This window comes from Sporosarcina thermotolerans (genome assembly GCF_042658975.1).
Taxonomy (GTDB): domain Bacteria; phylum Bacillota; class Bacilli; order Bacillales_A; family Planococcaceae; genus Sporosarcina; species Sporosarcina thermotolerans.
Window position 1 is genome coordinate 1 of sequence record NZ_JBHSRM010000018.1, and the last position, 20447, is coordinate 20447.

The 20447-nt window shown below is 40.8% G+C and carries 18 protein-coding genes; 5 read left to right on the plus strand and 13 right to left on the minus strand.

Translation table 11 applies throughout. From position 1 onward, the window contains the following. Positions 1–364: 364 nt before the first annotated feature. Entirely contained in the window at positions 365–1267 is a 903-nt protein-coding gene (locus ACFPZG_RS14600) for a DMT family transporter (RefSeq protein WP_317940848.1), read from the minus strand. 116 nt (positions 1268–1383) lie between these two features. Here ACFPZG_RS14600 and ACFPZG_RS14605 point away from each other — a divergent pair, with 116 nt between their 5' ends. Next, the gene (locus ACFPZG_RS14605) at positions 1384–2106 is read left to right on the plus strand and encodes an MgtC/SapB family protein (protein WP_283734475.1); all 723 of its coding nucleotides are present in this window, start codon (positions 1384–1386) and stop codon (positions 2104–2106) included. Positions 2107–2121: 15 nt separating this feature from the next. Further along, positions 2122–3132, plus strand: a complete 1011-nt coding sequence (locus tag ACFPZG_RS14610) for a cation diffusion facilitator family transporter (RefSeq protein WP_317940847.1) — start codon at positions 2122–2124, stop codon at positions 3130–3132. Positions 3133–3178: 46 nt separating this feature from the next. On the opposite strand, the gene ACFPZG_RS14615 is transcribed toward ACFPZG_RS14610, so the two are convergent. Beyond that, positions 3179–4345, minus strand: coding sequence for an iron-containing alcohol dehydrogenase (locus ACFPZG_RS14615; RefSeq protein ID WP_283734474.1), 1167 nt, complete (start codon positions 4343–4345; stop codon positions 3179–3181). Positions 4346–4511: 166 nt separating this feature from the next. On the opposite strand from ACFPZG_RS14615, the gene ACFPZG_RS14620 reads away from it, so the two are divergent. Then, positions 4512–4754: a DUF378 domain-containing protein gene (locus tag ACFPZG_RS14620; protein WP_283734473.1), complete on the plus strand. Its 243-nt coding sequence runs from the start codon at positions 4512–4514 to the stop codon at positions 4752–4754. 167 nt (positions 4755–4921) lie between these two features. Here the strand turns inward: ACFPZG_RS14620 and ACFPZG_RS14625 are convergent, their stop codons facing one another. The 3 genes from ACFPZG_RS14625 to pruA form a co-directional block, all read right to left on the minus strand. Further along, positions 4922–6166: a Glu/Leu/Phe/Val family dehydrogenase gene (locus ACFPZG_RS14625; RefSeq protein ID WP_283734472.1), complete on the minus strand. Its 1245-nt coding sequence runs from the start codon at positions 6164–6166 to the stop codon at positions 4922–4924. An 82-nt stretch (positions 6167–6248) separates the two neighbouring features. Next, positions 6249–7442 carry an ornithine--oxo-acid transaminase gene (locus ACFPZG_RS14630; protein ID WP_283734471.1) on the minus strand — a complete coding sequence of 398 codons (1194 nt, stop codon included), beginning with the start codon at positions 7440–7442 and terminating at the stop codon, positions 6249–6251. Positions 7443–7595: 153 nt separating this feature from the next. Next, positions 7596–9140: an L-glutamate gamma-semialdehyde dehydrogenase gene (gene pruA, locus ACFPZG_RS14635; protein ID WP_317940846.1), complete on the minus strand. Its 1545-nt coding sequence runs from the start codon at positions 9138–9140 to the stop codon at positions 7596–7598. Positions 9141–9280: 140 nt separating this feature from the next. Between pruA and ACFPZG_RS14640 the strand changes: the two genes are divergently transcribed. Next, positions 9281–10594 (plus strand): AAA-type ATPase lid domain-containing protein, encoded by a 1314-nt coding sequence (locus ACFPZG_RS14640; RefSeq protein WP_317940845.1) that lies wholly within the window; start codon positions 9281–9283, stop codon positions 10592–10594. Positions 10595–10660: 66 nt separating this feature from the next. On the opposite strand, the gene yugI is transcribed toward ACFPZG_RS14640, so the two are convergent. The 6 genes from yugI to ACFPZG_RS14670 form a co-directional block, all read right to left on the minus strand. After that, positions 10661–11035: a S1 domain-containing post-transcriptional regulator GSP13 gene (gene yugI, locus ACFPZG_RS14645; RefSeq protein WP_283734469.1), complete on the minus strand. Its 375-nt coding sequence runs from the start codon at positions 11033–11035 to the stop codon at positions 10661–10663. Between the two features lie 131 nt (positions 11036–11166). Beyond that, positions 11167–12879 carry a hypothetical protein gene (locus ACFPZG_RS14650; RefSeq protein ID WP_317940844.1) on the minus strand — a complete coding sequence of 571 codons (1713 nt, stop codon included), beginning with the start codon at positions 12877–12879 and terminating at the stop codon, positions 11167–11169. Between the two features lie 34 nt (positions 12880–12913). Beyond that, positions 12914–14656 (minus strand): RNA polymerase sigma factor, encoded by a 1743-nt coding sequence (locus ACFPZG_RS14655; protein WP_317940843.1) that lies wholly within the window; start codon positions 14654–14656, stop codon positions 12914–12916. 75 nt (positions 14657–14731) lie between these two features. Further along, positions 14732–16915, minus strand: coding sequence for a hypothetical protein (locus tag ACFPZG_RS14660; RefSeq protein ID WP_283734464.1), 2184 nt, complete (start codon positions 16913–16915; stop codon positions 14732–14734). After that, positions 16905–17459: an RNA polymerase sigma factor gene (locus tag ACFPZG_RS14665; protein ID WP_317940842.1), complete on the minus strand. Its 555-nt coding sequence runs from the start codon at positions 17457–17459 to the stop codon at positions 16905–16907. Before ACFPZG_RS14665 ends, ACFPZG_RS14660 begins: the two co-directional genes overlap by 11 nt. Before the next feature lie 105 nt (positions 17460–17564). Next, positions 17565–17825 (minus strand): DUF1871 family protein, encoded by a 261-nt coding sequence (locus ACFPZG_RS14670; protein WP_283734463.1) that lies wholly within the window; start codon positions 17823–17825, stop codon positions 17565–17567. 90 nt (positions 17826–17915) lie between these two features. Here ACFPZG_RS14670 and ACFPZG_RS14675 point away from each other — a divergent pair, with 90 nt between their 5' ends. Next, positions 17916–19088, plus strand: a complete 1173-nt coding sequence (locus ACFPZG_RS14675; protein ID WP_317940841.1) for a MalY/PatB family protein — start codon at positions 17916–17918, stop codon at positions 19086–19088. A gap of 266 nt (positions 19089–19354) precedes the next feature. On the opposite strand, the gene ACFPZG_RS14680 is transcribed toward ACFPZG_RS14675, so the two are convergent. Both ACFPZG_RS14680 and ACFPZG_RS14685 read right to left on the minus strand, forming a co-directional pair. Then, on the minus strand, positions 19355–19573 hold the full coding sequence (locus ACFPZG_RS14680; protein WP_283734462.1) for a hypothetical protein: 219 nt from the start codon (positions 19571–19573) through the stop codon (positions 19355–19357). Positions 19574–19614: 41 nt separating this feature from the next. Then, positions 19615–20199, minus strand: coding sequence for a peptidylprolyl isomerase (locus ACFPZG_RS14685; RefSeq protein WP_283734609.1), 585 nt, complete (start codon positions 20197–20199; stop codon positions 19615–19617). Positions 20200–20447: the final 248 nt, after the last annotated feature.

Below are 20447 nucleotides of genomic sequence, written 5' to 3' on the forward strand. Positions count from 1 at the left end.
CATGTATTAGGCACGCCGCCAGCGTTCGTCCTGAGCCAGGATCAAACTCTCCATAATAGAAGAAATTGATTTGCTCAATTCTTGCTGGCATCATTTAAGATGTCAATTTCGAATCCGAAGATTCGTTTTGTTCTTTTCACCGACAGGGTCGGCTCCAGAACTTTATTTGTTGACGTTTTGCTGTTCAGTTTTCAAGGTTCATTGTACGCCGTCTTTTTGCGGCGACTTTATTATCTTAACATATCGTCTCTATCAAGTCAACAACTTTTTTCATTTCTTTTTCTCGAAATTACTTACTTCGTTTCCGAAGTTGTTTTTGTCTCTCAAGGACAAGTACTAATATACAACATTTCGAATCAAGAAATCAAGTCTTTTTTAAAAATAATTTTGCACGAAGCTTTTTTATATCAACAATAAACAAGAGAATGCCCGCTATGACAACGATTCCGCCTGTTATTTGCGCTACAGAAAGTTTCTCGTGAAGAATGTAGAACGCAAGAACCGATGCACCTACTGGTTCAAAAAGAATGGCAATGGAAATCACATTCGTACTGACCCACTTAACTGCCCAATTGAAAAGTGAATGACCTAATAGATTTGGAATAAGCGCAAGGAGGAAGAACCAGAACCAATTCGACGCAGGGTAAGGACCGAATGACTCTCCCTTGATAAGCACATAAAAAAAGAGTGTAACTGTACTGATTGAATATAGAAGAAACGTATATGTAATTAAAGATAGTCGCTTACGAACTTCTTGGCCAAATAGTAAGTATGCAGTAATTAATGCACAAGCAGCCAATGCAAGCATATCTCCGAAGAAAGCTGTTCCGCTTAATTGGAAATCACTCCAACTGATAATGACGCTTCCCGCTATTGCAATTACAGCCGACAATATTGTTTTAAACGAAAGTTTCTCTTTAAAGAAGAAATATGTACCGACAAAAGCAAAGATCGGTTGCAATGTTACAAGTACAGTTGAACTTGCTACCGAGGTGTAATTCAGTGATTCAAACCATAAGATGAAGTGAAAGGCCAGAAAAATCCCGGCAACCGCCGAAAAGATCCAGTCCTTCTTCGTTAATAGAAGAACTTCCTTCCTATATTTAACTAAGAATAACGGGAGCATTAAAAGAACTGTGAAAAACATACGATAAAAAGCGATGACTCCAGCATCAGCGGTCGTTAGTTTTACAAATATCGCCGAGAGCGCCACTGATATTACACCCACGATGATTGGGATATACGGATGAATTTTAGGTTTTTCCATGATGCACACTTCTCTTTCAATCGAGATACATGTTAATTTGGTACCCTTTAAGGCTAAAGACAATATAAAGAGTATAGCACATCTTATTAAGGATGATGATAGTGGGGGGAAAGCCAATGGAGTGGATTATCAATAATTCGATGTACCCCGAGGTATTAATTAAAATCGGAATTGCATTGGGATTAAGTTTAATCATCGGTGTAGAGAGGGAAATTAAGAAAAAGCCAATTGGTTTGAAGACAAGTGCAGTCATCTCCACCTTCAGTTGCCTACTGACTATTGTTTCAATAGAAGCAGCTTACCTCGTTCCGGCAAGGAATGATATTAATGTTACGATGGACCCCCTTCGACTTGCCGCACAAATCGTAAGTGGGATCGGTTTCCTTGGTGCAGGCGCCATTTTAAGGAGAGATAACGACAACATAACCGGCTTGACGACAGCCGCGATGATTTGGGGCGCCGCCAGTATCGGAATTGCAGTCGGTGCGGGGTTCTATATTGAAGCGACGTTTGCAGTATTAAGCATTCTCTTCGTCATCGAAGTCATCGCACCGGTTCTTGACAGGTTTGGTCCAAAAAGAATTCGTTCGAAGGAGGCTGCATGTATAGTCGTCATCTCAGATAAAGACAAAATTAATGAGTTAATTGGAATTTTAAATTCAGAAAATATGAAAGTGGAAAATTTGAGAATCCGCCAAGTACACTTTGACGATAAACCTTCAGTACATGAAGTGGATTTTCGTCTGGATGCACTGCCGAAAAAGGAAACTACACAATTATACATCGAATTGACTGAACTACCTTATATTGAATCAGTCGAAATAGAAATCTTTCCTTAATGGAGGCTAATAGTTATGAAAGATATTTTACGTTTACTAAAGGATGGCAATAAACCCTCACTTTTAGCAGCTATCGTTAATACAGGTATAGCAATACTTAAAGCAGTAGCCTACGTACTAACTGGAAATGTTGCCATGTTTGCAGAAACATTGCACTCCCTTGGCGACGCCGCGAACCAGTTTTTTGTATACATCGGTTCCGCCCTTTCGAAGAAGGCACCAACCCCAAATTTCCCGAACGGGTTCGGAAGGGTTGTCAATCTCGTCTGTTTAGGTGCCGTAATTGTAGTTGGTATCATGTCATACGAGGCTGTAAAGGAAGGATGGCACCATGTATTAAACCCCGTAGAAACAACTGGTCTCTTCATTAATTTAGGCGTCTTGGGGTTAGCTACATTACTTGAGTTTTTTGTATTAATAAAGGCTTCAAAGGAGATTGCACATGAGACCGGGCAGCCTTATTCAGGTTTGAAAGCATTTGTTCACAGCTTTACTCATCTTAACAAAGCAAAACCTGCCACTAAATTGGTCTTTATGGAAGATATGGTTGCAACAATTGGAGGTTTATTGGCATTCACGGCAGTTTTAATCGCACATTTCACGGGATTTCTTCAAGCCGAAGGAATTGCTTCAATATTGATCGGTCTCATGATGTTTTATGTTGTTGGGAAAATATTTCTTGATAATGCAAGAGGCGCCATTGGGGAAACAGATGAAGAAATGTTAAACCATATCGCTCTTATTATCGCGGAGGACCCAGATATTAAGGACATTCAAAAAGTTGAAGTAATAAAGGAAGGAGAATACCTTCATGTAGAAGTGATTGCAGAAGTCGATCCGAAACAAACCGTGGCTTATATAGATGATGTCAGAGATCGACTTATGAAGTTAGTTTTGAAGCAAAAAGGCGTGCGCGAAGCGTTGATTTCATTTGATGAAGACGATGGTATTAAGACATGGCAAGGAGTTAACGAGCCTACGATGTCGGATGAAACGAGAAAGAAACTGCCAGAATACAAAAAATAGAGGATGGAATCATGTGATTCCTCCTCTATTTTTTATTTTGTTTCTATTATAAGGAAGCTTCAAGCAAAGTTTTTACTTCCTCTTCACTCAATTGAGCGTATCTTCCGAGAGGGCCATTGACCGCTGCCTTTTTCGCCATAATATCAATTTTTGTTCCATCTATTCCGTAATCAGCCAATCTTTCGGGTGCACCGATGGATGTCCAATAAGCTCTTAATTTATCGATCCCTTCAATTGCAATTTCCTCATCCGATTTGCCTTCAGGGTTAACACCGAATACTTTTACTGATAGTCTTGCGTATCGAGCGGGATTGAGATGTAGTGTTTGCTTCATCCAATGTGGGAATAATATTGCCAGCCCACCAGCGTGCGGGATATCGTACACAGCTGAAATTGCATGCTCGATATCGTGCGTACCCCAATCTCCTCCAGCATTCCCCATTCCAAGGAAGCCGTTCAATCCCCATGTACCGCCTAAAAGGATTGTCTCGCGTAGCTCATAGTTCTGCAAATCATTAACAAGCTTTTCTCCGGCTTCCATGATTGCCCGTAAGGCCCCTTCGCAAAGCTCATCTTGAAGAGGCGTATTCGAAGCATTGTGGAAGTATTGTTCAAATATATGTGACATCATATCTACGATTCCGTAAACAGTCTGATCCTTCGGCAAGGATAATGTATACGTAGGGTCGAGGATTGAGAACTTTGGAAAGTTAAGAGGTCCTCCCCATCCATACTTTTCTTCGGTTTCTTCATTCGTAATAACAGAACCAGCATTCATTTCAGATCCGGTTGCTGCAATCGTTAAAATGGTACCGAAAGGAATTGCCTCTTTTGGAGAAGCTTTTTTAGTTACGAAATCCCATGGATCTCCATCGTACTTTGCAGCCGACGCGATTAACTTCGTACAATCAATAACTGACCCACCGCCAACAGCAAGGATGAAATCGATATCGTTTTCTTTACAAATTTCCGCCCCTCTTTTCGCCGTTGAAAGACGTGGATTCGGCTCGACACCTGCAAATTCGAAAACCTCTTTGTTTTCATCTTTAAGGATTTGCATTAGTTCATCATAAAGACCGTTTCGTTTGATGCTTCCTCCACCGTAAACGACGAGGATTTTATTCCCGTATGCTGATAGTTCCTCTGCAAGCTTTGAAATTGAGTTTTTACCGAAAACAAGCTTAGTCGGATTTTGGAATGAAAATTCTTTCATCTAAATTGCCTCCTTGTTTTAAAAGTTCTCGTTTAACTAAAATTAGTTCTCATTTATAGCCAATAAGTGCTCGCTCTTTACCCCATTCATTATCCAAGAATAAAAACAGGGATGCAAGTATTGGAACAACACGTATTGGGAATCCTACAAGTAGGAGGTGCTTTGCTTGGATAAAGTTCGTAAAATAGCATTGGCGATCACAATAATAGGGGCGCTTAACTGGGGAGTAGTCGGTCTCTTCAGTTTTGATGTAGTAGCGCAACTTGCGAATGGGTATGCGAAACCACTCGCTCGCTTCTTTTATATGGCAGTTGGGGTCTCTGGACTTATTTCATTAACTGTTCTCTTTGACTATCTAAAGGAACGTACTGATGACAAAGTGATTATTGCAGCGCCGGAGAAAGTATAAAAAAACATCTCCCAGTAATCGGGAGATGTTTTTTTACAATCTATCTATCATCCAGCTCCGGGCGCTATCTGCTCGGGTCATAAGTCATAGATACTGCGTGGCAAAAACCGCCACTTCGTATCTTCGCCTTATGCCTGTCGCAGATGTGCAAGCGCCCTCCGCTTTTGTTATGCCCATCCTCTAAAACGGGACGCTTCCGCTGTCTTACGAATTCCGATCATATAAGCTGCAAGTCGCATGTCAATGTTTCTTGTTGAAGATACGTTATAAACGTTATGGAATGCCTCAACCATTTTTTTAGTCATTTTTTCGCGAACTTCTTCTTCCGACCAATAGTAACCCATATTGTTTTGTACCCATTCAAAGTAAGAAACTGTTACGCCGCCTGCGCTTGCAAGAACGTCTGGTACAAGAAGGATTCCACGGTCAGTAAGAATTTTCGTAGCTTCAGATGTTGTCGGACCGTTTGCCGCTTCAACAACGATTGTAGCTTTAATATTATGAGCATTCTTTTCAGTAATTTGGTTTTCGATAGCTGCTGGAACAAGGATATCGCAATCCAATTCCAACAATTCGGTATTCGAGATTGTATTTTCAAAAAGAGTCGTTACTGTTCCGAAACTGTCGCGTCGGTCCAACAGATAATCGATATCCAATCCTTCTGGATCATGAAGTGCGCCATAAGCATCGGAAATTCCGATTACTTTTGCACCAGCATCATGTAGGAACTTCGATAAGAAGCTTCCCGCATTCCCGAATCCTTGGATAACAATACGTGCACCTTTCATATCAATTCCGCGCTTTTTAGCAGCTTCGTTGATAATAATTGTTACACCTTCTGCAGTTGCACGATCGCGTCCTTGTGAACCACCGAGAACAATCGGTTTACCAGTGATGAAACCTGGTGAGTTGAACTCGTCAATTCTGCTATATTCATCCATCATCCAAGCCATAATTTGAGCGTTTGTGAAAACGTCTGGCGCTGGAATATCCTTATTGGGTCCCATTACTTGGCTAAGTGCACGTACATATCCACGGCTTAAGCGTTCCAATTCACCCATGGACATTTCACGTGGGTCACAGATGATTCCACCTTTACCGCCGCCGTATGGAAGATCGACAATACCAGCTTTCAATGTCATCCACATAGATAGTGCACGCACTTCGTCCGCACTTACTGCAGGATGAAAACGAACTCCGCCTTTTGTTGGTCCTACAGCGTCATTGTGTTGACCACGGAATCCCGTGAACACTTTCACTTTTCCATCGTCCATACGGACTGGAATTCTAACCTCTACCATGCGAATAGGTTCTTTAAGAAGATCGTACATTCCTTCATCATAGCCTAATTTGTCTAATGCATCCTTGATGACAACTTGCGTAGACGTAAATAGATTCAGGTTTTCAGTCATTGTAAAAGTTCGCCTCTTTGATTCATAATGTATTCACCGCACATATTGTACCATAGACATAGTTACTTGTGTGTACAATTTGTTAACTTGCAAAAACTTTATTAATTTGTTCCAATGCCCAGTCAAGCTCTTCTTTTTTAATAATTAAAGGAGGAGCGAAACGGATTACAGTTTCATGTGTTTCTTTGCAAAGCAATCCCAATTCTTTTAATTTTTCACAGTAAGGACGAGCTTCTTCCGTTAATTCCACACCGATGAACAGACCGCGTCCACGCACATCTTTAATCGAAGGATTATTGATCTTTTTCAATTGGTCAATAAAGTATTCTCCAAGTTCAAGAGATTTGTCGGCAAGTTTTTCATCCTGAAGCACTTCCAAAGAAGCAATGGAAACGGCACATGCAATCGGGTTTCCACCGAAAGTCGAGCCATGGGATCCCGGATTGAAAACTCCTAAAATATCTTTATTCGCTACTACACAAGAGATTGGGAAAACCCCTCCACCAAGTGCTTTTCCAAGGATGTACATATCCGGCTCAATACCTTCCCACTCGCATGCAAACATTTTACCCGTTCTACAAAGGCCGGCTTGAATTTCGTCAGCAATGAAAAGAACGTTATGTTTTTTACATAGGTCGAACGCTGCCTTCATATACCCTGCAGGAGGAATAAGGATTCCGGCTTCCCCTTGGATTGGTTCAATGATGAAAGCTGCTGTGTTCGGAGTGATTGCTTCTTCCAATGATTTCAAATCACCGAAAGGAACCAATTGAATGCCTGGTAACATTGGGCCAAATCCTCGTTTATATTCAGCTTCAGATGAGAGGGAAATCGCAGTCATCGTCCGGCCATGGAAGTTGCCTTCACATCCTATGATTTCAGCTTTGTTTTCTTCAACGCCTTTTACATCATAAGCCCAGCGGCGAGCGGCTTTAATGGCAGTTTCAACTGCTTCCGCACCCGTGTTCATCGGCAACGTCATATCCTTGCCGGATAGTTTACAGATCATTTCATACCATGGGCCAAGTTGGTCATTGTGGAATGCGCGAGAAGTCAATGTAACTTTGTCGGCTTGATCCTTCAATGCCTTAATGATTTTAGGATGACGGTGTCCTTGGTTTACAGCGGAATACGCTGATAGCATATCCATGTATTTATTTCCCTCAGGATCCTTCACCCAAACCCCTTCAGCCTCAGAAATAACAATCGGCAGTGGATGATAGTTATTGGCCCCGAATTTATTTGTCTGTGAAATGATTTTCTCTGAAATCGACATATGGTTCCCCCCCATTTTTTATGTAGAACGGAAGCAGCCAAAGCCGTTACGAAGAACGGCTTTTGCGAGTAAAAGCGAAGCGTTAGGAGCATATATTTGCCCCTTCCGGGACGCTTCGGTCTTAACCGCTGCCTCCTATTTTAAATAAGATGATTAAAATGTCTCTGACGTTGTTTTACCTTGCATATGAAGTTGTAGGTAATCAGGACCGCCCGCTTTTGAATCCGTTCCTGACATATTGAATCCGCCGAATGGTTGGTAGCCTACGATAGCGCCTGTGCAACCACGGTTGAAATACAAGTTTCCGACATGGAAGTCTTGACGCGCTTGTTCAATATGAGCGCGGTTATTCGTGATTACAGCACCAGTCAAACCATAATCCGTGTTGTTCGCAATTTCGATTGCTTCATCGAAATCTTTCGCTTTTGCAATCGCAACGAAAGGTCCGAAGATTTCTTCTTGCATGATTCGTGCTTTCGGATCTACGTCTACAAATACAGTTGGAGCGACAAAATACCCTTTCGAGCTGTCCCCTTCTCCACCAGCGATTAGACGACCTTCTTGTTTACCGATTTCAACATAGCTCATGATCTTATCGAATGAGTTTTGATCGATAACCGGCCCTGTAAAGTTGGATTGGTCAGCTGGATCGCCGTATGTCAATCCTTTAGTTAACTCTTCAACACGTGCAACGACTTGGTCATACACATCTTCATGGATGACAGCGCGTGAGCATGCCGAACACTTTTGTCCGCTAAAACCAAATGCGGATTTAACGATGGATTGTGCCGCCAATTCAAGATCTGCTTCATTATCAACTACAATCGTATCTTTACCGCCCATTTCAGCGATTACGCGTTTCAACCAGATTTGACCTTCATTTACTTTGGAAGCACGTTCGTAAATACGTGTTCCAACTTCTTTTGAACCAGTAAATGAAACAAAACGAGTTCTTGGATGATCAACTAAGAAGTCACCCACTTCAGCTCCTGAACCTGGGATGTAGTTAACAACTCCTGCAGGCATACCCGCTTCTTCAAGAACTTCCATGAATTTATACGCAATAACAGTAGTTGTAGATGCAGGTTTCAATAAAACTGTATTACCAGTTACCAATGCCGCAACTGTTGTACCCGCCATGATTGCAAGTGCAAAGTTCCAAGGAGAGATAACAACACCAACTCCCAATGGAATATAGTCGAAACGGTTGAATTCACCAGGACGGCTTTCTACTGGAATACCGTTTTTCAATTTCAACATTTGACGTCCGTAAAACTCAAGGAAATCGATTGCTTCAGCTGTATCAGCATCTGCTTCGTTCCATGGTTTACCTGCTTCCTTCGTCAAAAGTGCTGAGAACTCATGCTTGCGACGACGGATAATAGCAGCCGCTTTGAAAAGAACGTCAGCACGGAAATCAGGTGACACTTTTCTCCATGTTTCAAATGTTTTATCAGCTACGTTCATTGCCTTTTCGGCAAGCTCTCTGCTTGCTTTAGAAACCCTACCGATAACTTCCTCTTTGCAAGCAGGGTTTGTCGAAACGAGTTTATCCTCAGTCATAATACGCTCGCCGCCAATGATCAATGGATAATCTTGGCCAAGGTATCCTTCTACATGCTTCAATGCTGCAAGATATGCTTTTTTGTTTTCTTCGTTTGTGAAATCTGTAAATGGTTCGTGTTTGTATGGAATCATTTTACTCCTCCTCAATAATTAAGTAGCAAAATAAATTTGCATTAATTCTATGATTACACCTATAATAATGCAAGAGATCGTTGCATTTTTCAAGCTTTTTTACTCATTTCACGAAAAAATAGTAATGGACGGTGATAGGTATGAATAAAAACGAAAAAACTTTTTTTCCTTTATTCGAATTTGCGGTCAATCGGGCTGGCGTTGGAATCCATGCTATAGACAGAAATGGCCGAACCGTCATTTATAACGATAAAATGAAAGCAATAGAAGGCTTGGAACTTGAAGAAGTCGGTGATCGTTCAATTTTGGAATTATTCAATTTTGATCAAGAAGAGAGTACATTATTGAAAGTGCTTCAAAGTGGCCAAGAACAACTGAATGTCAAACAGACGTATTGGAATCGGAAAGGGACTGAAATTACAACTATCAATGATACCTATCCAGTATTTCATGAAGGTGAACTTATAGGTGCTGTGGAAATTGCGAGGGATATCACCGCCTTAGAGAAGTTTGTGCTTCATCCATTACGCAAAAATAGTGAACCAGCGACTTTCAGTCAGATCATTGCTACTTCAGATGAGATGAAAACCGTTATTTCAACGGCGAGGAAGGCCGCCGTTACAAATTTACCTGTTCTTCTTGTAGGAGAATCGGGAACCGGTAAAGATTTGATCGCCGAAAGCATCCATAATGAATCAACCAACTCTAACGGCCCATACTATACTTTTTTCGGTCACCAATCAGACGCCACAATAATCGACAGATTGGATGAGGACCTGAATATGTCAAAACCATTCACGTTATTCTGTGAGCGGATCGATTTATTATCCATTTCACTTCAACAGAAACTATTTTCATTCTTAAAGGATTCGGAGCGTCATGGGCGTCAATTTATAGCAAGTATTGGGGATGATCCTGTAGAGTTGATTGCGAAGGGGACTTTATTGAAGGAACTGTATTATTTCTTTGCTTCGTTTACGATCCGAATTACTCCTCTTCGGAAAAGGAAAATGGACATCCTTCCGTTCGTAAATTCGTATTTAGCGAGGCGGAAAGAACGGTACGGCACTTCCCTCGAAGGGATTACAACTGAAGTTGAACAGGTCTTTCTTCAATACGATTGGCCGGGGAATATGCGTGAATTGGAATTTTTACTTGATGAGGTCTCCTCACTTGCCACTATGGAATCGGTCATCACTTATGATATGCTACCTCTTCACTTCCGGTTGAAAAGCGATAGTTTAACTGAAACCTCGACACAAGCAACCGATTTTATCGTTCAGCCGGAGAAGGAATTAATGCCCCTCGACCGGTATTTAAAAGAAGCCGAGGAGTATTATTTACTTAAAGCAATGAAGATACACGATGAAAATATAACTAAAACAGCTCAGGCTCTTGGGATGAGCAGACAAAATCTGCAATACCGTTTGAGGAAATTAAAAAATGGGAGATAGGCTAATTGCCTACTCCCATTTTTGCGGATATTACGTCTAAGCTTCAGGCGGCCCTCCGCTTTTGTTTTAATACCCAGATCGATCAATCCAGTCTTTCAGTTTGTCTTTAAGTGAATTGAAACCTTCTGAATCATGCTCTTTAACTTTGTCTTGTAACGATTTTCGGGGGCGTTCGGGTTTTTGGAAATTGCTTGGCGGTTCTTGAAGTGCACGGATCGATAAACTGATTTTACCGGCAGCCTGATCGACTTCCAGTATTTTGACTTCCACTTCGTCTCCTACAGTTAGATAATCATTGATATCCCGGACGAATCCGTATGTGATTTCCGAAATATGAACAAGACCCTGTGTCTTGTCATCAAGTGCGACGAATGCGCCATATGGCTGTATGCCCGTCACTTTGCCAGTCAACTCTTCCCCCACTTCATAATTTCTTCCCATTTGAAACAGCTCCCAATCATTTTGGTATCGAATCTGCCTATACGGCCATCCGCTATTATACCATAAATAGCCCTTTCACAGCAAAATTACCGGGCGGTTAATTGGAATATTTTCCTGTATCTTGACCCTATTTATTTATCTTCCTGCAACCTTTTTCTCAACTCATTTTCTAACGTGAAATATTGGTATTTATTTAGAGTAGAAGCAGCCCATCCAGAGTTCTCCATTTCCTCGATGATCTCTTTCATCAATTGAGCAGATGGCGAGTCATCCCCGTGCGCTGCAATACTTTTCCATACTTCCCTGTATTCCTCTTTGACAGAGTCTGTTGTATCGTAAATATCGAGGTACCCGCCCATTCCAATGATCATATACATAACTGAGGTATACGAATTAAAAACCATCGAATGAAACTCGTGGCCTTCCGCTTGAAACAACCCCTTTTCAAGCTGCAACAATAAATCAGCTTGCTCCTCAACTGTCCATTCATGGATATCAACCATATCAGCCATTAAAATGGAAATATAAATGCCTACGTCTGGATGCAAATTTTCTTGAAGGGTTTTGGAAAGATTCGAATTACCAATTGCCGGATATACATATATATAACCCGCCCGCGCCGGAGCGCTCGAATCACCCTTGAATACAATGCCCAACGCTTCCATGCCATTAAGCGTTTGCTGTAGTTCTTCAGGAAGATCTGATATATTCGCATTCAAGGTATCCCAATCAAATCCTCCCTCATCATTCCTTCCACTCTCGAGAATGGACATTTCATATTGTGTTCCTATATGCATATAGGATCTTAATAAAGAACTCATTTTAACGATATACTCATCTATAAACTCTTCACTTTTCTCATGATCATTAAATAGGGGATTTTCAGATAAATTCTTCACCATTTCAGAAGGTATCAAGAGCTCCTGCATCAGTATGTCAAATTCGATTTCCACGTGTCTTTTATCGAATTTGCCTGTGCTGTCAAACTGATCCTTCAAGTCAGCGATCAACCAGTCAAATTTCCTTCTTGTATTTTCACCATACTCCTCCGAATATACGTCTCTCCTAATCACTTCGTAAGTAGGTAGACCTGCCAATTTTTTATTCCGATCTAACTCTTCGCTGAAAGCATTTGTGGATTTTTCAATGAACTTTTCCAAGGATGACTGTTGGTACGCTTCACTTTTAGTTACTGTCATAACCAACAGCATCATAGCCAATATACTAACCCCAATTCCCCATAACAGCATGGGCCTTTTCCTTTTAGGTTTGTCCTCTGTCATTTTGTTTTCAAGGGAAGTTGATTCTATATTATTCGAGTAAAATATATTCATTTCATTATGCATTGCTGGGAGTCTTTGATAGGACAAATTCAAGAACTCAATTTTCTTTTCCAAGTTAGGTTCTGATAGATAATTAAATGCTTCATTGATGGCTAACTCCACTTGTTCGTCTGTCTTTCCTACGAAATCCACTATCTCAACAGTTGACTTCCCATGGAAATTAGACAGAATGAAAGGGATTCGAAGCTCTGATGGTATGCCTATAATTCGGCGGTGCAACTTGTTGTCTTCCTCGAACGGGAACAGCCCTACCTGTTGTTCATCCGACTGAATTTCGTTGAGCTTCTGTATTGCACTTTCAAAAAGATACTTTTCCTGTATCTGATCTGTTGTCAGTTCTCCAAGATTCCGATATAAGTCTTTAAAAACAGATTCAGCTACATATCCGGCTTCTTTTTGACTAACCCCATACTGAACTGCAAAAAGTTCAATCGGACGAATTTTTATGTTCATCCATTCCTTAAATGCCTCACTATCCCCAAGTATCACCTTATCTTTCAAGTTTTCCACCCCTCCCCCTACCTCCCTATGTCACTCATTTCTTAACGGACCAGATTTCTTCCACCTTCTCACCCAACAATATCGTAATATGGGATTCAATATCATAATTAGTTGATTTCCAATTGTTTTTTTCCAATTCTCCTACGACTTCTTGCATAACTTGCATAGACGGACTTGATTCATCCATTGATGCAAAAGACTTCCAACCCTCTCTGAACTCCTGTCTTACCGAATTATTTGCATCGTATATGCCGGGATATTGATAGATTCCTAAAATGCTATAGACTAACCAACTGTACCGGGAATATAAAACATCTTTTAAAGCATCATTTGCTGTTGTCTTCGGCAATTCCTTTTCAATATAATTAAGCGCGTCAATTTTTTCTTCCATCGTTCCACTACCATACATAACACCCAAACTTTCTCCAGAAAGCAAATAAACGTAAACATCCATATCCGGATGCAAGTTTTCATTAAGATTTTTTAAAGTCTCAGGTGTGCCAAACTGCGGGTAGATCAAAACTACATCCTCAATGCCGCCTAAGAAAAAGAATTGAGTTTCCATACCCTTAATCGCGTTTTGAAGTTCAATTGGATAATCGTCGATTTTCTCAAGAAACAGGTCTCTGTCAACCACTCCATCTGCATTCAGGTCAGCCGACATAATAATATCTTCATAATTATTGTATATGACTTCCATATAGGAGCTCGACAGCTGTTCCACTTTACTCGTAAGTTCTTTCATAAATTCATGGCTTTGATCACGATCTTCCGTCAATGGATTGTTTCTTAACTCCTCAATCATTACGGAAGGCAATCTTGATTCATCCAATAGCTTTTGATAATCCTGCTCGGCGGCCTTTTTATCGATTTTCCCCGCTTTTTCAAGTTGTTCATTCAGATTTCCAATTTGCCTAGCAAACGCTCTTTGGGGCTCGTCTCCAAATAGATCAAGAACATGGTACACGGTATCTTCCGCTGGTTTCTTTAACCCCATTAAGGTGTATCGGTCGTCGATCTTTTGTTCAAAGGATGCTTTCAATTCCTCGATGAATTTTTCGGAAGTTGAGTATTGGTAGGCATCACTTCTTATGACTGAAATGAATAAAAGCCCTATGAGTACGGCAACACCTGTACCCCAAAGAAGAAATGGCTTTCTTTTAATTACCTTCGTTTTCGTTTCTACAACAGAGTTAGACGGGGGCTCTATACTTTTTGGTTTGTAGATGTTGTCTTCTATGTAGATAGGCAACAGACGATGATAGGATTTATTCAAGAACTCCAGTTTCTTTTCCAAGTTTGACTCATTTAATGAGTGATTTGCCTCTTTTATCGAACGTTCGACTTGCTGCTCGGGTTGGTCCAGAATTGAAGCAATTTCCGGGATGGATTTATGGTGAAAGTTGAATAGGATAAGAGGTACCCTTAGTTCCGGCGACAAGTTGACTATATGGCTGTGCAATTCATTGTCTTCTTCAAAGGGGAATAAACCCTCTTTTGAATCATCAATCTGTAAGCCTTCTAACTCTATCAATGCGCTTTTGAATAAAGCATTTTCGTCTAACTGATCCTCAGTTAAATCTTCAAGGCTATGATACAAGGTCCTGAATACAGTTTCAGTCACTGCTCCTGCTTCTTTTAAAGTAACCCCAAAGGAAATCGAAAAACGCTCAATCGGCCGTATGTATACATCCATCCACTCTCTGAAAGCATCTTGATTCCCTTGTAAGATTCTATGTTTTAAGTCTTCCAATTCCATCCCTACTTCCATTCGCAAAATAAAACTCCCTTAAGTATACCAAATTGACAGAAAAAAGACTGCCGTAATTGGCAGTCTTTTTAGTCTCCATAGTTATTCAAAAGGATTGAACTTCACACGCCAGCCTTCTTCCGTCCAAAACATATGGAGTTTCATTTCTGAAGGAAGATTAGGGTATAACTCTGTATCGACTGTAAGCGTTGCAACACCTGGCCAGTTCCCATTTTCGTCTTGTTCCAGACCTTGGAACGAAGCTTTTACATACATTCCATCTTCATAAGGTGGGGATTGAGAATATTTTTCTGGATTTTCCAAGTAAGTTTCCTTCTCGACTATTTCCGACCCTTCTCCTTGGAAAAATAATTTGTATTGAACTTCATAGTTACCCCTACTTAACGCATAGAAATATGCACCGACCATATCCAATGCACCTATTCCGTTTAAATACTTCATATCGTAATTTGGATTGTTTATTGATCTGTGTGTATACTCCCCGGAGTTTAATAAATCCCTGAATCCAATTTCAGGGCTCATTTGATAGGACGGTAGGGTTTCCATAAACCCTGAGTACACTTCCCAAATGCCTTCTTCATTAAAAATCATTTGCACTTCCCTATCAGAGCCGGTAAAGGAAAGATGGCTACGAAATTTCAAACCCTCGCGATAGACAGTATTTTGATCAAACCTGACTTCTGTAGCGTTTCGGAAGTGGGAGAACCCTTTGCGCCAATTTTGCACATAGTCATCGAGTTCGATTTCTCCATAGTTACTATACATTACACTTTCACTATACAAATGATACATCGTTTCCGGATCATCCATTTCGTTTGCGTAATCGAAAATCCCTAACACGTGAATCGGCGATGCTCCTTTTAATACAGACTTGTCATATGATTTCTTAAAGTCCTCATACAATGCATAAACTTCATTCCAAAATGACTCATTCGGGAATTGAATCGTTTCACTCTTGAAATCAGGTCTTTCCCCATACATGTAATACTCCAATTGACCTTCACGAGCCAGGGTAATAGCATCTTTTAATGCATCGTACGAAAGTGAATTCCAGCTCTCAGATTCCCTCCAACCCGATGCCTCCATCTCTTTGACGATTGGTTGCATAACATAGGTTAGGGGACTCACATCACCAGTCGCCGCCATTCCGCGCCAAACATCCTGATAATCCGGAAGAAGAATACCATCTTCGTCGAAGATTTTCGTATATTCGCTGCCTTTCACCAAGTCATTGAAAATGGTGAGGTAATACGATTCCAATACAGGATATAAAGAGTGGTCCTGTTCCACATTTATGAGTGTTTGTTCCATCCTTCCTAACTTATATGCCATTTCATTAAGCGGATATTGAAGTATCGGGCCATACATATATGGCTCTTCAACCATCATTTGAATATAAGCGTCTGTATGATGATGCAAATTGAAAGCTAAATCAGAATAATAAAAATAGTAATTGTTATGCCGGGTCCTAATTTCCCCGGAATATTTCTCTGTATGCAGTCGAATCGACTGATCCCGCATTGTTCCGATAATATTTTGGAGTTGCTCTGGGAAACTTTTGGTGCTTAATAACATGATCTCGGCTTTATCGACATGTGGTCCTACTTCATATGCATCAATAGCTTCTTTATTCTCTTTTAGGATTTGATCATAGATTTCAATGAGCATCTGAATTTTTCTGCGATACTCACCCAAAAAGGTGATGCTTCCCTGTTCATCGTTATTAAGGCTGTTTGCTTTCAAATCCTTCAGCATTTCTGAAGGTAACTTCAATTCCTCTATTGCACGATTATAAGTCTCTTCAAGAGGTGTTTTTTCCGTTCCTTCGCTTACCATTTCAAGATAACTTTCGTTTTTCAATAAGTTAATCGTGCTATCTGCGAAGCTAGCATAATGCTTAAAGAAAACTTCATCCAACTTCACCATTTCCCGGCGTTTTTCACGTTCTTCTTCGTATTGCTTTAACAAACTCTCGATATATTCATCCGTAACCGGTGTTTGGATAACTTCCTCATCGGATTTCTGTTTCTGATCTAATACATATCCTGCTCCAATGATTCCTATAATGAATATGCTTGCGATGCCCATTGCCCAGATTGTGAGATGCTGCCTAAACCCGCCATTGGAGGATTTTTGCTTATTGGATTGCGGGACCTTCTCTTCATCAATCTTCTTGAAAACTTCATTCGGATCAAAAGAGGAAGGAACACGATCATATGACTTTTTCAAAAAATCCATTCGTTTTTCAAACTGATCATTGTCCATGCGGCACACCCCCATTCAAGCTCATTTCTTTTTTCAAGGCGTCTTTCGCTCTGAATATCCGGGTCTTTACTGTCGATAAGGTTAAATTCAATACGTCTGCAATTTGTTGGTAAGATAATTCTTGGAAATAAAATAGGATAAGAGGAATCCTGTATTTCTCATCAAGCCTGAGAATTGATTCATGCAATTCACGGTCTTCTTCAAAAAGGAGGACCTGATGCTCGGCCGATTGATTACCAGTCTGCTTCCCTTCCCTTTTTAACCGCTCCTCTTTCGCTGTTTCCCTTCCCTCTTTACGGTAATAATCCCGTGCTGTATTTAACGTGATTTTATATAACCAAGTCGTAAAACGTTGTTGATTGAACTGTGGCAGGAACCTGTAAAGTTTTATAAACACTTCCTGCGTAACATCCGGAATATCATCAATACGCACACCACATTGGTACGCGAATTTCTCGACAGTCCGATAATGTATATCCATCAATTGCGCAAATGCAGCCCGATCCCCATTTTGTGCGCTCGTTATCAAATCCGCCTCATCCATTTCTCACCCTCGCCCTCTATTCCCTTCTGATGATGATACGATAGGTACCTCTTAAATGTTTCAGATAAAAAAACCGAATCTACAAGTTCGTAGATTCGGCACTGTTCAGACGATGTATTTCGCCTCGTATTTTACGGCTAATAATTTATATGATATTTGCATGCATTTCTCAATCGGAATCCAAATTGCGTAGGAATGTTCATAAATATCGCGGATTCGTTTCGCAAGATCAGTAGGATGATCAAGCACTTCTAATTCCACTAGGACATTGGCTATCTCAAGCTCATACGCTTTTCTGCCAGCATTGAAAGGATCCCATTCTTCAAGTAGTGTGATTGCTTTTTTATTCATTTCAATTGTTTGCACGACAATTCACCTTATACTTATTTTTTTCTGTTGTTTCGTTTATGATAGCATAGTAATGTAAAAGAAAAAAGGAAATGAGGGGTTTTTTTCATGAAAGAGTTTGAACAAGTGATTGATCGCAAACAAACACGATCCGTAAAATGGGGAAATATGGAGGCTGTTTATGGAGTAGAAGATGCTTCAGATATTTTACCTATGTGGATTGCCGATATGGATTTCAAGGCACCCGAACCAGTTATCGCAGCGATGCAAGAGCGGTTGGATCACGGTGTTTTTGGTTACTCGTACATATGCAGCAAATGTAAAGATGCAGTACGATCCTGGCTATCTTCCCGCCATGGATGGGAAACAGAAAATGACTGGATGCTTTTCCATCACGGAGTAGTACCTGCAATTGCGACTGTGATTGAAACGTTTACGAAAGTAGGCGACAATATTTTAATCACTACACCGGTCTATCCGCCATTCTTCAATGTTCCAGGTCATCAAAGTCGGAATATCGTTGAATGCCAGCTGAGAGAGGATAATGGAAATTACTCAATCGACTTTGAAGCATTCGAGAAGAGCTTGCAGCAAGATGTAAAAGTGTTCATCTTATGTAATCCGCATAATCCTGCGGGTGTCATTTGGACTGAGGAAGAGTTGCGTACAATTCTTCGCCTATGTAAACAATATGACGTATTGATCCTTTCTGATGAAATCCATGCCGATATCGTTCTTCCTGGATTTAACCATATTCCGCTTGCAAAGCTTGCTGAAGAAGAAGGCGGCAAAGTCATCACTTGTGTAGCACCGACTAAAACGTTCAACTTGGCGGGTGTACAAGCTGCGATTATGATCACGAAGGAAGAAGAGTTAAGAAATGCATTGCAACAAAATGCATTTGCTCATGGACAAATGGAATTGAATGCATTTGCTGCATCCTCCCTGGTGTCCGCATACACAGAGTGTGAGCCATGGCTTGAGAACCTGCTTGAAATTATTTCTACTAATATGGATTATGTCATTGATACATTACCTGCGGCTGTTCCGGGGATTTCTATTCAAAAGCCACATTCCACTTACTTATTATGGATCGATTATCGTGGGACTGGGCTTTCTGAAGAAGAAATGATGGACAGGCTGTTGAATAAAGGAAGACTGGCACTTGAACCAGGCACGAAGTATGGTGAAGCAGGCCGTGGATTCCTACGCATGAACGTCGCTACTCCGCTTGCTATCGTTAAGGAAGGCGTTGAAAGATTTATTAAGGCAATGCAATAATACATGAAGACGGATCCCCTGTGGATTCCGTCTTTTTTTGTTTGAATGACGTCTTTCGAGCTCAAGCGGCACTTCGTTGAGCGTTAGAACAACTTTCTTGAGCGCCGAACCTCTTTCTTGAACGCCAAACCGCTTTCTTGAGCGCGAGAAACGATTTCTTGAGCGCCAAACCACATTCTTGAGCGCGAGAAATGATTTCTTGAGCGCGAAAGTTTCCAAGCACAATTAAAAAAGACATGATCCACATCGGATCATGCCTTCAAGAATTAAAGATTATCTTGTTGCTGTTCTTTTGCTTCGCGACGTTCGCGAAGGATGCGTTCTTCCAGTTCGCGTGTCTCCGCTTCCTGTTTTTTCGAGGTCCGTTTGATCCACATAAATGTGAATGCAAGAAGAATCATGAAAAAGACAAAGGAAATTGCTGCTGGAATATACTCGGATTTATCTTCTGGAAAGTAAAGGAACGGCATTAATATAACGTTCATTTACGTACACTTCCTTACTTATCTAATTATTCCCGGTCTAATTATTTCTGGATGATTTCGATTGATTCGATTGAAATTTCTTCAACAGGCTTGTCTCCGCGAGTTTCCGCATTGGCAATTTTGTCAACTACGTCCATACCTTCAATCACTTGGCCGAATACTGTATGTTTTTGGTCAAGATGAGGTGTACCACCATTTTTTTCATACGCTTCAGCAATTTCTTCTGGCCATCCGCCTTGTGTCAATTGAGCGGCTGACGCAGGTGGATTGGAAGCTTGTACGATAAAGAATTGGCTGCCGTTCGTATTTGGACCAGCATTAGCCATTGATAAAGCTCCTCTTAGATTGAAAAGGTCCATCGTGAATTCATCTTCGAATGAATTTCCGTAGATGCTTTCCCCGCCCATTCCTGTTCCAGTCGGGTCTCCACCTTGGATCATGAAATCTTTAATAACACGGTGGAAAATGATTCCGTCATAATAACCGTTTTCAGCGTGTGTCAAGAAATTCTCAACTGTTTTTGGTGCTTTTTCAGGGAATAGCTTAATCTTGATTGGACCCATAGTCGTATTCATAACGACAAGTGCTTCGTTTGCAGCAACTTCATTAGATAATTGTGGATACATAATTGTGTCCTCCTCTTGACCTTTATCGCTTTGATTACAAGCAACGAGCATGAGAGCCGAGAAGATTGTAAGCAAAGCAAGTGTGATCTTTTTCATTTTCATTCACCCTGAAACAGTTTACCATATCCATATTTTTTTTTCGATTGATAAGCACACCACTTCCTTCGTCACTCGAAATGTTCTATAATAGAAAATTATACAAGGAATCACATCCTTCTAAAGCGATCAAGCAATTGCCAGCATCACGG